Origin of the sequence: Enterococcus sp. 6D12_DIV0197 (assembly GCF_002174385.1) — a bacterium.
In the GTDB taxonomy this organism is placed as follows: Bacteria; Bacillota; Bacilli; order Lactobacillales; family Enterococcaceae; genus Enterococcus_D; species Enterococcus_D casseliflavus.
Genome location: NZ_NIBN01000001.1, coordinates 2978716 through 2992854 on the forward strand (window position 1 = coordinate 2978716; position 14139 = coordinate 2992854).

Annotated in this window: 13 protein-coding genes; all 13 read right to left on the reverse strand. The window is 42.2% G+C overall.

What is annotated here, in order from left to right; translation table 11 throughout:
- Position 1: 1 nt before the first annotated feature.
- Positions 2 to 904, reverse strand: coding sequence for a F0F1 ATP synthase subunit gamma (locus tag A5867_RS13955; RefSeq protein ID WP_005228710.1), 903 nt, complete (start codon positions 902 to 904; stop codon positions 2 to 4).
- A 15-nt stretch (positions 905 to 919) separates the two neighbouring features.
- Positions 920 to 2476, reverse strand: a complete 1557-nt coding sequence (gene atpA / locus A5867_RS13960) for a F0F1 ATP synthase subunit alpha (RefSeq protein WP_005228708.1) — start codon at positions 2474 to 2476, stop codon at positions 920 to 922.
- 23 nt (positions 2477 to 2499) lie between these two features.
- A complete protein-coding gene (locus tag A5867_RS13965; RefSeq protein ID WP_010749797.1) occupies positions 2500 to 3042 on the reverse strand; it encodes a F0F1 ATP synthase subunit delta in 543 nt (180 codons plus the stop codon).
- The gene (atpF, locus tag A5867_RS13970; RefSeq protein WP_005228706.1) at positions 3029 to 3553 is read right to left on the reverse strand and encodes a F0F1 ATP synthase subunit B; all 525 of its coding nucleotides are present in this window, start codon (positions 3551 to 3553) and stop codon (positions 3029 to 3031) included. Before atpF ends, A5867_RS13965 begins: the two co-directional genes overlap by 14 nt.
- An 88-nt stretch (positions 3554 to 3641) precedes the next feature.
- Positions 3642 to 3854: an ATP synthase F0 subunit C gene (gene atpE / locus A5867_RS13975; RefSeq protein WP_005228705.1), complete on the reverse strand. Its 213-nt coding sequence runs from the start codon at positions 3852 to 3854 to the stop codon at positions 3642 to 3644.
- 32 nt (positions 3855 to 3886) lie between these two features.
- Positions 3887 to 4606, reverse strand: a complete 720-nt coding sequence (gene atpB / locus A5867_RS13980; RefSeq protein WP_008380872.1) for a F0F1 ATP synthase subunit A — start codon at positions 4604 to 4606, stop codon at positions 3887 to 3889.
- Between the two features lie 293 nt (positions 4607 to 4899).
- Positions 4900 to 5358 carry an SsrA-binding protein SmpB gene (gene smpB / locus A5867_RS13985; RefSeq protein ID WP_008380870.1) on the reverse strand — a complete coding sequence of 153 codons (459 nt, stop codon included), beginning with the start codon at positions 5356 to 5358 and terminating at the stop codon, positions 4900 to 4902.
- A gap of 15 nt (positions 5359 to 5373) precedes the next feature.
- Positions 5374 to 7734 carry a ribonuclease R gene (gene rnr / locus A5867_RS13990; RefSeq protein ID WP_087627835.1) on the reverse strand — a complete coding sequence of 787 codons (2361 nt, stop codon included), beginning with the start codon at positions 7732 to 7734 and terminating at the stop codon, positions 5374 to 5376.
- A 3-nt stretch (positions 7735 to 7737) separates the two neighbouring features.
- The gene (locus tag A5867_RS13995; RefSeq protein ID WP_005228701.1) at positions 7738 to 8490 is read right to left on the reverse strand and encodes an alpha/beta fold hydrolase; all 753 of its coding nucleotides are present in this window, start codon (positions 8488 to 8490) and stop codon (positions 7738 to 7740) included.
- A 123-nt stretch (positions 8491 to 8613) separates the two neighbouring features.
- On the reverse strand, positions 8614 to 8850 hold the full coding sequence (gene secG / locus A5867_RS14000; RefSeq protein WP_005228700.1) for a preprotein translocase subunit SecG: 237 nt from the start codon (positions 8848 to 8850) through the stop codon (positions 8614 to 8616).
- A gap of 156 nt (positions 8851 to 9006) precedes the next feature.
- Positions 9007 to 9279, reverse strand: a complete 273-nt coding sequence (locus tag A5867_RS14005) for a GNAT family N-acetyltransferase (protein WP_015510184.1) — start codon at positions 9277 to 9279, stop codon at positions 9007 to 9009.
- Positions 9280 to 9296: 17 nt separating this feature from the next.
- Positions 9297 to 10253, reverse strand: coding sequence for an alpha/beta hydrolase (locus tag A5867_RS14010; protein WP_087627836.1), 957 nt, complete (start codon positions 10251 to 10253; stop codon positions 9297 to 9299).
- A 138-nt stretch (positions 10254 to 10391) separates the two neighbouring features.
- Complete coding sequence (locus A5867_RS14015; protein WP_087627837.1) at positions 10392 to 13946, reverse strand: Cna B-type domain-containing protein; 3555 nt, start codon at positions 13944 to 13946, stop codon at positions 10392 to 10394.
- Between the last annotated feature and the right edge of the window lie 193 nt (positions 13947 to 14139).

The window sequence follows — 14139 nt, forward strand, 5'->3', positions numbered from 1 at the left end:
ACTATTCTAACGCGGATGCCCCCGCCACAATTTCAGTAATTTCTTGGGTGATCGCTCCTTGGCGCGCTCGGTTGTATGAGATCGTCAAGTCCCCAATAATATTTTTGGCATTATCTGTTGCTGTTTTCATCGCTGTCATTCCGGCAGCATGCTCGGCTGTTTTTGCGTCAACAATCGCACCATAAATCAAGCTTTCAGCGTATTGAGGCAGTAATTGATTCAAAATCGCTTCTCTGGAAGGTTCAAACAAGTATTCTTGTTCATAACTTTCGGCTTCTTCAGGATCTAAATCGGATATCGGCAACATTTTCTCCACACGAAATTGGCTAGTCAATGAATTGATGTGATGGTTATAACACACATATAATTCATCGAAGACCTCGTTTTGGTACATCGTGGTTGCCAATGTTACGATTTTACGTACCTCATCAAAGCTTGGTTGATCCGAAAGGTTTCTTAACTCGTACGCCAAATTGATGCCCCGTGCTTTGAAAAAGTCAGCGCCAGTTGCACCAATGGCAATCATGACATACTCTTCTTCTTTTGCATGGTCTTCATCCAGCATGGTCATCATTTGTTTTAAGATGGAACTATTATAGCCGCCCACTAGACCGCCATCAGAAGTGATGACGATATAGCCTGTGCGTTTGACCGGGCGACTAACCAACATACTGTTATAGTTCACACCATCTTTAGGACCAGAACCTGCAAGATCGGAAAGCTGCTGCGCAGTCAAATGCGTAACGATTTCACGTACTTTGTTGGCATACACTTGAAACTGTTTCGAATGAGCTTCAGATTTTGTTAATTTTGCAGCTGAAACCATTTGCATGGCCTTTGTGATTTGGCTGGTTTTCTTTGTTGAGGCAATTCGTTGCTTGATTTCATTTAATGAAGCAGCCATTTTCTCTCACCTCTTTTATGCGTTTTGCATTGTCGATATTTTATCTTGCGGTGTCACCCGAGAACTGTTGGATGCCATGAAAATATCTTTGAATGCTTTAATGGTGTCATCTAACAAGCTTTCTTCTGGCAAGTCTTTCGTTGTCCGAATGGTTTCAAAAATCGTTGCTGCGTTTGCTTCGATATACTCAAATAATTCTGCTTCAAAGTCCAATAGTTTATTGACAGGTACACTATCAATGAATCCATGCGTCAACGCATAAAGAATCACGACTTGTTTTTCGACTGCCAATGGTTCATGTAGTTTTTGCTTTAAGATTTCAACGGTACGACGACCGCGGTTTAATTTGGCTTGTGTCGCAGCATCTAGATCAGACCCAAATTGTGTGAAGGCTTCTAGCTCGCGGTAACTTGCCAAGTCCAAACGCAAGGTTCCAGCAACTTTCTTCATCGCTTTGATCTGTGCAGAACCACCAACCCGTGAAACGGACAATCCAGCCGCTACGGCAGGACGCACACCTGAATAGAACAGGTCATTTTCTAAGAAAATTTGTCCATCTGTGATAGAAATCACGTTGGTTGGGATATAGGCTGAGATATCCCCCGCTTGCGTTTCAACGAATGGCAGTGCCGTCATTGATCCGCCACCTAGTTCATCACTTAATTTCGCTGCACGTTCCAATAAACGAGAGTGCAAGTAGAAGACATCCCCTGGGTATGCTTCACGACCTGGCGGACGGCGTAGAAGTAGAGAAAGTTCACGGTAAGCGACTGCTTGTTTTGATAAGTCATCAAAGACGATCAAAACATGTTTGCCGTTATACATGAATTCTTCTCCCATTGCTGCCCCGGCATAAGGTGCGATGTAAAGCAATGGTGCTGGTTGTGAAGCACCTGCTGAAACAACGATCGTGTAATCAAGTGCACCGTAACGGCGTAATGTTTCTACTTGTGCACGAACCGTTGAGTCTTTTTGGCCAATAGCGACATAGATACAAATCATGTCTTGCCCTTTTTGGTTGATGATCGCATCGATCGCAATCGTTGTTTTCCCGGTTTTCCGGTCACCGATGACTAATTCCCGTTGGCCACGTCCGATTGGCACTAAAGCATCAATAGCTTTCAACCCTGTTTGCATTGGTTCCGATACGGATTTCCGTTGCATTACACCTGGTGCGGCTGCTTCAACTGGGCGTGATTTGTCTGTTTCGATCGGACCTAAGCCATCGATCGGTTGCCCTAATGGATTCACTACCCGGCCAATTAATGCATCGCCGACAGGAACTTCCATGATTTTACCGGTTCGTTTTACTTTGTCTCCTTCACGAATGGTTTCAAAATCACCTAGGATGATGATCCCGACGTCGTTTGATTCTAAGTTTTGTGCCATCCCATAAGAACCGTTTGAAAACTCAAGCAGTTCTCCACTCATGGCATTTTCTAAACCGTGGGCGCGGGCGATCCCGTCCCCAACATATGTGACAGTACCGATTTCTTCTACAGAAAGTTCGTTCTGATAATTTTTAATTTGCTCTTTGATCAAGGCACTAATTTCTTCTGCTTTGATGGCCATCCGATTCACCTCTTATCTCTTGTTTATCTGCCGATTTTTTGTCGCAGATAATCCAGTTGGCTCTTAATACTACCGTCGATCACTTGATGATTTGCTTCAACGATGACTCCGCCTAAAATCGTTGGATCGACCGTTTCTTTCAATTGTGCCTGCTTGTACCCAAGCTTATCGGCGATTTGCTTTTCGATTTTGCTTTTTTGTTCTGCTGACAAAGCAACAGCCGTTGTGATCGTTCCGAGAACAAGACCTTGATATTCATCGTAACGACGTTCGTATTCATCAATGATCAGCAATAGATCATCCATGCGATCATATTCATAAACGATCTCTAAGAAATTTCTGACCAAGCCTTCAAAGCCCTTCAGCAATTGATCGACTAATTGTCTTTTTTCATGGAGATCCAAGCGGTTATCCGTCACGATCTGACCGAATGTTGGAATCTCCTGATAAATCTGACGCAAGGTCATTAATTCTTGGTAAACTTCTGTCAAGCGCTGTTCTTCCATCGCCAATTCGAACAAGGCTTTTCCATAGCGTTTTCCCACTGTGAATTTATCGAGTTTCATTAACTGAACCCAATCCTTCGATATATTGATTGATTAGGGATTCATGATTTTCGGGAGTCAATTCGCGTCCTAAGATTTTTTCTGCGATTTGAAGCGAAAGTTCTGCAACATCATCTTTCACTTCTTTTAACGCAGTTTCTTTTTCAAGGGTGATATCTGAGTTTGCTTTTTCTTTCAAACGAGCCACTTCTTCTTTGGTCTCGCTCAAAATATTTTGTCGACTCAATTCCCCGCTATCTTTGGCGCTCTTGATGATCTCCGCAGCTTCAGAATGAGAACGTGCCAATTTTTCTTGGCGTTCTTTTTCTAATTTTGCTGCATTCAAGCGTGATTGTTCCGCTGAATCCAAATCATTGGCGATTTTATCTTCCCGTTTTTGCATCATGCTGCTGATGGCATCCCATGCAAAATGTTTCAATAAGAATAGCAAAAGAAGAATTGATCCGCTGACAACGATAATATTGCCAAGCATTGGATTTTGAACTTCTGCTATAACCAACTGATTTAGCATAACGATTCTTCCTTTCTGAAAGTCATTGTTTCATTAGAAAAAAGCAAAAACGAGTGCAATTGTTCGTTTCTGCCTTTTCGTGCTTGTCTTATCGGAAGACTAATAACAGCGCGATAACTACCCCTAGAATCGGTACAGCTTCGACTAACGCGACCCCGATAAACATTGTTGAACGTAGTTGACCTGACATTTCAGGTTGGCGTGCCATTGATTCGATCGTTTTTGCGATTACTTGTCCGTTACCATACCCTGCACCAATTGCTGCTCCGATAATTGCTAATCCTGCTCCAATAAAGTTCATTCTTTTTTCCTCCTAATTGTATGTCGATTCGATTAATGTTCTGCCACGATTTTGTGGCTCATAAATACCATGGTCAATGTAACAAATACATAAGCTTGGATCGCTCCAATAAAGAGTGAGAAGCCAATCCAGATCATTTCTAGCGGCATCACGATCGGTAATGACCACCAACCAAGACTAATAAACATGTTGGCAATCAATCCCAATAACACTTCCCCTGCGAATATATTTCCATATAAACGCAAGCCTAACGTGATGACATTCGTAAATTCTTCGATGATTTTTAGCGGTAATAAGAACCCCACCGGTTTCAAGTACGAATTGATCAAGTAATTTTTGAAGCCCAACGACTTGATCCCAAAGAAATGTGTCAAGGAAATAACCATAAGTGCGAGTGTCAGTGTAACAAACGGGTCTGCTGTCGGACTTTTCCATAAGGTAATGTCATCTGTCGTCACGATTTTTGTGACTAACCCGATCTCATTTGCCACAAACACAAAAAGAAACATTGTTACACCGAGCAAATGAAAGTTGTTCACTTGAGATCCTGGTAGATTGTCCGCTACGATACCGCGAACAAAGTCAATGACCCATTCAATGAAGTTCTGCTTCCCTTTCGGTTTCATTTGCAGATTACGTGTACAAATAAAGACCACCAAAAAAACAATAATACAAGAAATGATTGTCATCATAGCTACAGTTCCATCAAACCATATAGGACCGATATGAAACATAAGCGATTTATCTTCCAATCTTTCTCACCTCTTTTCCTGTCATCTCCAGAAAAAAATCTGGTGTTACAATGCGTTTCCTCTCATAACAATCGGTATCATACCACCACGAATGGAAAATTTCAAAGCATTTTCAAGAAAATTAGACAAAAAACTCACAATGCCAAAAATCCTAAATTAAATGAAAAATCCCCGTGTCGCTATGTGGAAGAAAAAGCCTGTTATATCAACAGCTTTCCCTTAAATGCTACCAAATTTAGCGCGATTTTCAAAGCAATAACCTCTATCGGATTCTAAAAGAAGTTCTTAGAAAATTAGAAATTTCTAAGAACTCGGTCAATTTGTCTTTCTTGATCTTTGCGTTTCAAGGATTCCCGCTTGTCATATTCGCGTTTTCCTTTCGCTAAACCAATCAAAACTTTGGCATAACCATCCTTGATATACACCTTTAACGGAACGATCGTCATGCCTGTATTTTTTGTTTCGCCAATCAGACGAGCAATCTGCTTTTTATGCAGTAACAGTTTTCTTGTCCGTAGTGGATCATGATTAAAAATGTTTCCTTGCTCGTATGGGCTGATATGCACATTGACTAAGAATGCCTCACCATTGCGAATGCGTACAAAGCCGTCTTTCAAATTGATCCGACTGTTACGGATCGCTTTGATCTCTGTTCCCTGTAAGACGATCCCCGCTTCGATCGTATCGAGGATCGTGTAATCATGGCGGGCCTTTTTGTTTTGGGCGATTAATTTCCCTTCTCCTTTAGGCACGGGCCATCCCTCCATTTATTTTTTCTTGATTCCTTTGTAAAAAGGTTTTTTCTTTTTCACTTTGCCAGCTTTCTTTGACTTGCCTTTACCGGTTTGTTCAAAGCGTTTCCCTTGGTTTTTCTCAGGGTTGCGTTGCTTTTTCCCGCGACGGTTCGCTTCATTTTTTTGATGGTTGTTTCGTTTGTTGGCTTTTGGTGCTTGCAGTTTTTCGACTTCTTCTGCTGCTACCAACTCGAAATCGATCTCTCTTGTTTCAGGATCAGCTTTCACGACTTTGATACGAACTTTTTGACCAATTTTAAAGGTCAAGCCTGTCCGTTCACCTACAAGTGCCAGATGGTTTTCCAAATAATGGAAGTAATCTTGCTTCAGATTATTGATATGGATCAGCCCTTCAATCGTGTTAGGCAATTCAATAAACAAGCCAAACTTAACGACGGAACTGATGATACCGTCAAACTCTTCTCCTACTTTATCGGCCATATACTCAGCTTTTTTAAGCGCATCGACTTCTCTTTCTGCATCGACTGCTCGTCGTTCCATTTGGGAGCTGTGCATTGCGATGTCAGGCAAGATTTCACCCCATTTGTTTTGGTTGGCTTCAGAGACATCTTCACTGTAAGAACGAATCAAGCGATGCACGATCAAGTCGGGATACCGACGGATCGGTGACGTGAAGTGGGTATAATCTTCCGCTGCCAAACCATAGTGGCCGACGTTTTCTTCTGAATACTTCGCTTGCTGCATACTTCTGAGCAGCATCGTATTGACAACCATTGCCTCTGGCTTATCTGCGACATCTTCAACCACTTTTTGCAGTTGTTTTGGTGAGATCGAGCCGTTGGTTTGTTTGACTACAATCCCTAAAGCAGAAGCAAAATCAAAGAAGCGACGCATTTTCTCTTCTTTTGGTTCCTCATGGATCCGATAAATAAATGGTAAATGCTTCCGATTGAAATGACGCGCCACGGTTTCATTGGCTGCCAACATGAAGGACTCGATCAATCGTTCGCCGACGCCACGTTCTCGCAGAACGATTTCTTGCGGGTGCCCTTCTCCATCGACCAAGACTTTCGCTTCGCGGTCTTCAAAAGAAACCGCCCCACGCTTGATCCGCATCGTTTCTAACACGTGGTGCAAGGCGGCCATATCATGGAACATCGGTACTAGTTTCGCATATTCTTTGCTGGTTTCTGGATCATTGTCTTCAATAATTTGATTGACTGCCTGATAAGTCATGCGGGCACTTGTTTGAATAATACTTTGGAAAATATTGTAATCCGTGACGATCCCCTCTTGGTTGATCCACATTTCACAGCTCATGGCCAACCTTGGGACATTCGGATTCAACGAACAGATCCCGTTTGATAAACGTTGTGGGATCATCGGGATCACTCGATCCGTTAGATAGACACTCGTTCCCCGCTCAAAAGCTTCTTTGTCCAACGCACTGTTTTCTGTCACATAATAAGAAACATCTGCGATATGCACGCCCAAATAGAAGCTGCCGTCAGGCAATGCTTTTACCGTCACCGCATCATCCAAATCTTTGGCATCCGCTCCATCGATCGTTACGATCTGTTGATCTCGCAAATCCCGTCGTTCTGGAAAGTCAGCAGGATCGATCGTATCGGGTACTGCATCTGCCGCTGCCAAGGTTTCTTCCTCAAATTTTGTGGGAATCCCATTCGCCACGACGATCGATAAAATATCCATTCCAGGATCGTTTTTATGCCCCACAACTTTTGTGATCAACCCCTCTAAGCTTTTCGAATAGCCTTTTTCTGGATAATGGCTGATCTCAACGATCACGATGCTGCCGTCTACTGGACGAATTCCTTGGGCGCCGATAAACACCTTTAAATCGCTTAGTTTTTTATCTTTAGGTTGAACAACGCCATATAGATCCGATTCTTCGATCTCTTTTTCGTCAAATAATGTAAACTCGCCGACCAACTGACTGATGGCGCGTTGCTTGATTTCTACGACCTTTCCCTCTGCGCCGCGATCTGAAAAAGGATCGGCAACATGCACGATGTCTACAGCAACGGTATCGCCGTCCATGGCATAGCCTGTTGCTTCTTTAGGGATATAAATATCGTCTTCTTCTTCATCCAACGTGACAAAGCCGAAGCCCCGCTCGTTGGCACGGAAGGTTCCTTCCACAAACACTCGTTTCATTGGTAATTTCACTTTGCCTTTTTTGTTAAAAATCACACTGCCTTCTCGTTCCATCGCCGCTACTGTCTGGACAAGATTCTTAAAGTCTGTACTTTTTTGAAGTCCTAGACCTTCAGCAATTTCTTCCATTGAAAAACTTTTTTTACGGCTTTCTTCGAGAAACTGAACAATTTTTGTTTTAATCGTTTCTGTCATAACTCACTCTTTCCAAGCAAGTGTTTCTAAGAAAGCAAACACATCCTGCTCTAATTTTTTCCGTTCTGGTCCAACCGTCACCACATGACCACTTTGAGGATACCATTGAAGCGTATAGGGAACATGGGACAATGCCGCTGCGGTTTTGAAAACCGTCTGTGGATCGATCATTTGGTCCCTTCCTGCTTGCGCCAGGAAGATTGGGCGCTCGATTTTTCCTAAATGCTCAGCTGTGGTTTGTCCGACTGTTTCGATTCCTTGCAGTTGTTCTCTGACCTTACGAGGGACTTTTGCCAATATTTCTTTTTGGGTCGCCTCATCTAAATCAGCGTAGGGTATGACCATTTCAGCATACTTTTCAAAATTGACTGGTACTTCGTTCTTGGTTTCAAATAACGGTGAGCAAAAAAGACCGCCGCCCATCAATGTTGGGTCTTGCGTCAAACGATCCATCGCTAAAATCCCACCCATCGAAAGTCCAAGAACGGCAACTTCCTCATAGCCTTTTTCTTTCACATAAGCAACTGCATCCGCAGCATCCTGCTGCCAAACAGTCATTCCTTGATTTAAGATATCATCTGGATTCGGTGTACCATGTCCAGTAAACATCGGTGTATAAACCGTGTAGTCTTTTTGTTCTAACGAACGACAAAGCATGCGCACATCGTTAGGACTGCCTGAATAGGCATGGAACAAAATGACCGCTCGTTTGCCGTGTTCAGCAAAAACCGGTTTTGGTTGATTAAATGTTTTCATGTTTCCTTTCACCTCACGTCCAATTCTACCATAGTTAGCAAGAATACTTCGACAAATGCGATCAAAATCTTCCCGTTAAAAAGAAAAAAACCTCTCTTTACGAGAGGTTCGCTAACAAAGTGATTAGTTTGATGAAAGAAAAGCCAAAATAAAGAGCAAGACCATCCAAACAAAACCTAAAATGGCCGTTGAACGCTGCATCACCGCTTCAAATCCACGGGCTTTTTGCTTACCAAACAATTGATCTGCACCGCCGGTAAAGGCACTAGCTGCACTATTTTGCTTGCTAGGCTGCATCATGATCGTAATGACCATTAAAATCGAAATAACGATCACAGCAGTTAATAAGATGTTATACACGTTAGCTCCTCCTTGCTTGCTAAAGTCGTCCTTTCCATTTTAGCATTTTCCGCTGGAAATTACTACTCTCTTTTTGTCATTGACCGTTGCAGGACGGTTTAAAAAAAAGACTGTCCTTTCTGACAGCCTTTTTCTCATAGATCACTTTCGTTCAAATCAGCGAACGAGTACGTCATCGTATTCTGGTTTTTCTTTGAACTCTTTGACCGCAAAGGAGCAGACAGGCATAATTTTTTTCTCTTCCCGTCTTGCTTTTTCAACAACCGCTTTGAGTAATTTTTGCGCCAATTGCTGGCCGCGATAATCAGGGTTGACGAAGGTGTGGTCTACTTCTAGAACATCATCTGGCGTTTCTTGCCATGTGATTTCTCCCACCTCTTTTTCTCCATCATACAAAGCAAAACGTTTATTTTCTTCTTTGATTTCCATTGCTTTCTTCCTTTCTATCAGACGATGTCTGTATTTTGTTTGATATTCTCAATGAATTGCAAAACGGTTGGCCAATATTCTGGTGCATCTTTCACTGCCTGTAAATGTCCCATATTCGCAAAGAGGACTTTTTGTTTCGGTCCAGCCGTTGCTTCCATTAAGGTATTGATCTCTTTTTCCGAAAGAAACGAATCTTTTTCTCCTTGTAAAAACAGCACAGGTAAATGGTTGCTGCCGACTTGTCGGGTCACCGAGATCTGCAAGAAGGGATAACCGACTAATTGTTTGCTATAGCGATTCGCTAAGCGCAAAAAGCGTTTGATCGGTAACCGAGAAAATTGCGGCAAACTTGATCGGATCGCACTGTAAACGGACGTATAGCTGCTGTCTGAGATCAACCCAGCCACTTGCACCGGCATGACTTCTCCACTAGCCAGCAGCAAGGTCGCAGCCCCCATTCCTAAACCATAGAGGAAGATTTGTGTTTGTGGGTCTTTTTCCAAAATCTTATCGATCCACAAAAGCAGATCCATCCGATCTAGCCACCCTAAACCGATCTCTTTGCCTTCACTGCGGCCATGTGCACGTAAATCAGGAACTAAAACATTGTAACCAGCAGACCAGAATTTCTCGGCTGCCTCTTGACAGTCTGCTTGCCCATCACTGCGATACCCATGCAAGCAGATCACCCACGTTTTTGCACACTGATCAAAAACTTCCGCTGTTAGGATCAGATCATCGGCGGACGTTACCGTACATTCCGAACCTTGTGTCCAAAAAGCCGAACTCTTTGTTGCGATCCGCTCTTTGTATGGAATCCCCAGTTTCTTTCTGCCTTCTTTTTCATACCATTCATTGTTTCGCATAATGATCGCCGAAACAAAATAGCGTACGCCCTTTTTCAAAACAGACGTGCGATATACATAGTACACCAAAAAACCAAAAATAAGCAGTAGTAGCAATAGCCAAACCATAGGATCCCCCCTTAATTTTAGTTTACCATTTACAATGGATTTCAGCCAAAGTTTTGTCGCACGTCTTAAATAAGTCCTATACTTAAAAAAAACTTTGCCCTGACTTCTAGCAGAGAAGCAGGACAAAGTTTTAATTGGTTAACTATGTTTTCGTCGATAAAGTATGCCAACGCTTGTAACGAGTAAAATACTTCCAAGGATACTCCACTCATAAGAAGAGCGCTCGTTTGTCTTAGGCAATCGTTTTTCAGTAGTCGCATGGTTTGCGTCATTCTTGTTGTCATCTTCCGATTGTTTAGAAGTATCTGGCTTTTTAGGTGACAACGGGACCTGCGGCTTTTTAGGATCACTCGGGGTTTTTGGTGTCTCTGGCCCTGTATAAGTGTTGACTAAGTTATAGCCATTTATTTTGGTGGTGTAATCTGGAACTTTTCCTTCTTGGATCGTGTAGGTATAGGCTTTTCCTTCGGCATCGTATTTTGGCAGCTTATCAAAGCGATAGGTCCAGTTGCCTTTTTTATCGGCTTTTACGATTTTTTCTGCGTATTTTTCGCCGTTTTGCATCAGCTTGACAGTGATGCTTTCAGGACGGGTATTGAACTTGTTGTCATAGTCATTCCATGTCTTTGTTCCTGATACTTCTGTCTTTTCGGTGTTACGATAGGTGTTGACTAGGTCATAACCATTTACTTTGGTGGTGTATCCTGGAACATTTTCTTCTTGGATCTTGTAAGTGTAGGCTTTTCCTTCGGCATCATACTTAGGCAGATTGTCAAAGCGATAGGTCCAGTTGCCGTGGTTATCTGATTTTACATTTTTTTCTGCGTATTTTTCGCCGTTTCGCATCAGCTTGACAGTGATGTTTTCAGGGCGGGTGTTGAATTGGTTGTCGTTGTCATTCCAAGTTTTTCTGCCTGAAACTGTGGTTGTTTCCGTATTGACTAGGTCATAGCCGTTTACTTCACTGATATATCCAGAAACGTCTGCTTCTTGAATCGTGTAAGTGTACACTTTTCCTTCGGTATCATACTTAGGCAAATTATCAAAGCGATAGGTCCAGTTGCCTTCTTTATCGGCTTTTACGATTTGATTGTCGATCTTTTTACCATTTTGCATCAATTCGACAGTGATACTTTTTGGTCGGATGTTGAGCTGATTGTTGTTATCATTCCATGTTTTCGTACCTGAAACTGTTGTTGTTTCCGTATTGCGGTACGTATTGACTAGATCATAACCGTTGATTTCACTGGTGTATCCTGAAACATTTTCTTCTTGGATCGTGTAAGTGTACACTTTTCCTTCGGTATCATACTTAGGCAGATTGTCAAAGCGATAGGTCCAGTTGCCTTTTTTATCTGCTTTTACATTTTTTTCTGCGTATTTTTCGCCGTTTTGCATCAGATTGACAGTGATGCTTTCAGGACGGGTATTGAACTTATTGTCGTAGTCATTCCATGTCTTTGTTCCAGCTACGTCTGTCGTTTCGGTATTACGGTAGGTGTTGACTAGGTCATAGCCATTTACTTTGATGGTGTATCCTTCAACGGGTGTTTCTTGAATTGCGTAATCATAGGTCTGACCAGATTCGTCGGTTGTCGGTAGATCGGTAAACTCATAATGCCATTCCCCCTCTTTATTTGGGGTAACCGTTTTTGTTTGGAACACTTCACCGTTTTGCAGTACTTGAACCGTAATACTTGTCGGACGGGTATTAAATTTGTTGTCATAATCGTCCCACGTTTTGGTTCCGCTGACTGTCGTTGTATCAAGAGACAGCAGGTGATTCATTGCAGCAAGTTTGATTATCGGTACAACCGTTTCATTGGCTTGAAGATCCCAGCGGTGGGTTTCCGCATTGACCAATACCGTATCAGCAATGATACTGCCGTCAACATTTTGGTGGACATCAACTGTATCACCAACAGCCAAAATCGTTCCTTGGAAGGGACTATTAATCGAAAGCTTTTGATTTTCTGGCTGATTAATAAAATTCCACAGGATAACGGCATCATCAAAATCTTCTGTTTCATGACTATTGCGCGTCGTGCCATCTGTATATTCTAGTTTGATTTGCGACTTGATATTAACGGTACTTGCTCTTTCGGTATCCACATTGATGAGTACAGGAGACGTGCCTTTTGTTAGCCCTTTGATGGTAATTGGTGTATCTTTTTCTAATTCTGTTTTTGAAAGAGTAACGACTACCTTTTGATCTTCTTCATCAATAGTATCTGCCGAAAAGGAAATTGGTTTCTTGTCGATTAGATAACCATCTGGCGCTTCTGTTTCAACAAAGGAATAATCCCCTTCTGGAATATCCGTTTCGATTACTTGTCCATCATCATTTGTGACCTCTTCATCAACCTCTTTATGTGTCTTTTTATTTTGAAGTTCGTAAACACCGTCATCAAGCGGGTTTCCTTGTTCATCCGTTAAGGTCAACACAACCTCTTGCGTATCATTTTCAGCACGGGCGGTATTGATGACCCGCTGATTATTATCAGTGAAATCCTTGGTTACACCGGGTGTCTGCGGATAAGCTCCCAGTCTTTCTGACGTCGCCTGTAACGTTGAAAATGCCTGTTCAAAGTCTATATAAGGCTCACTCACGGATTGATCTTGAAAAACTTCGGAAGTCTTCAAGTGATCCATTCTCTGACCATTTACAAAAACGGCAGGTTGCTGATTTTGATCTGCTAAATCTACTGTGACTGATGGGCCAAAAACAACTTTGTTTTTTCTACTATCAGTTCCTGACACAAAGGAAGAATTTGCGATCGTATTGACCTTTTGAATATAATTGATTTCTGTCGCCAACGAACCATCCTGAATACTGGTTCCAAAATTGACATTTCCATTTAGTTCCCCCACTGCTAAGTTTCCGTTCGTGTGAGTATTTAGCGTCGCATGGTTAGCAAAAATATGAAAAAACTGGGCTTCTCCTAGAAGTACGTCATCAACTTCTGGCACATCATTTTTAAAGCTGCCGCCACTTGATAGTTTTGAAGCTGCTGGCGCACTTGCTTGTGTATCAAGTGGTGATTCTATTGCTGTTGATGCGGTATTTGACTCTGCTTGTGGTTGTGATTCGCTGCTTTTTGTTGCAGTCGGTTTTTCAGAAACCTCTGATTCCTGACTCTCGGCAAGCACTGCTTCGGTACTCGTTGCTTCTGTGGATTGAGTTTCAGGTAGAACAACTGCTACATCGGTTGCGTTGATGAGGTCTTCTTTCACTTGTCCATTTTCTTCATCTGTTTGAAGAAACGCGGATTTGATTGTCAATGTTTCAAGACTTTTTGTATGAAACGTTAGCGTCATTTGGCTAAAGGAGCTGCTAGTAGTTTCTTCCATCAGCTGCTGTCTTTGCGGATCATATGTAAATGGCGTGCCGTTGCTTTGGATTGATTCCGGCAGAACCGTTCGTTCTCCTTCACTCAAGCTAAATGCCAGTTGATTAGCTGCTGCTTGTTGATTCTTTTCTACTTGGATCGTCCAAGTGATCTCCCCTGTGGTAGGATCTGGTAATGAGGTCACTTGCGCTGTTCCTTTTTCATTTTGAAATAGAATTATTTTGGTGTTTCCCTCGGTGTCCGCATGAGCTGTAACGACTGGTAACAATGGTGTCACATAGGACATTACAAGCAAAGACAACATAACAATCGGGTAAGATATTTTTTTCACATAAGTACGCATTTCTCTTCCTCCAAACAACAAATTTTACTCAAGTGATTATCCTAATCGGAAAGAAGAAAAAAAGCAAAGCTAGTAAAATTTCAATTCTGTGAAAAAAGTGAGAGAAACCATTGTTACCTGTCTTTTGATTTCAAGTGAATTTGTGAAAATGAAATAGTATTTCTTTAAAATCAAAATATAAAAGAATAATACC

What these genes read in the sequence shown, in the direction of transcription:
- A5867_RS13955 (WP_005228710.1), bottom strand. Translation starts at nt 904, where the DNA reads ATGGCTGCTTCATTAAATGAAATCAAGCAACGAATTGCCTCAACAAAG.
- atpA (WP_005228708.1), bottom strand. Translation starts at nt 2,476, where the DNA reads ATGGCCATCAAAGCAGAAGAAATTAGTGCCTTGATCAAAGAGCAAATT.
- A5867_RS13965 (WP_010749797.1), bottom strand. Translation starts at nt 3,042, where the DNA reads ATGAAACTCGATAAATTCACAGTGGGAAAACGCTATGGAAAAGCCTTG.
- atpF (WP_005228706.1), bottom strand. Translation starts at nt 3,553, where the DNA reads ATGCTAAATCAGTTGGTTATAGCAGAAGTTCAAAATCCAATGCTTGGC.
- atpE (WP_005228705.1), bottom strand. Translation starts at nt 3,854, where the DNA reads ATGAACTTTATTGGAGCAGGATTAGCAATTATCGGAGCAGCAATTGGT.
- rnr (WP_087627835.1), bottom strand. Translation starts at nt 7,734, where the DNA reads ATGACAGAAACGATTAAAACAAAAATTGTTCAGTTTCTCGAAGAAAGC.
- A5867_RS13995 (WP_005228701.1), bottom strand. Translation starts at nt 8,490, where the DNA reads ATGAAAACATTTAATCAACCAAAACCGGTTTTTGCTGAACACGGCAAA.
- A5867_RS14005 (WP_015510184.1), bottom strand. Translation starts at nt 9,279, where the DNA reads ATGGAAATCAAAGAAGAAAATAAACGTTTTGCTTTGTATGATGGAGAA.
- A5867_RS14010 (WP_087627836.1), bottom strand. Translation starts at nt 10,253, where the DNA reads ATGGTTTGGCTATTGCTACTACTGCTTATTTTTGGTTTTTTGGTGTAC.
- A5867_RS14015 (WP_087627837.1), bottom strand. Translation starts at nt 13,946, where the DNA reads ATGCGTACTTATGTGAAAAAAATATCTTACCCGATTGTTATGTTGTCT.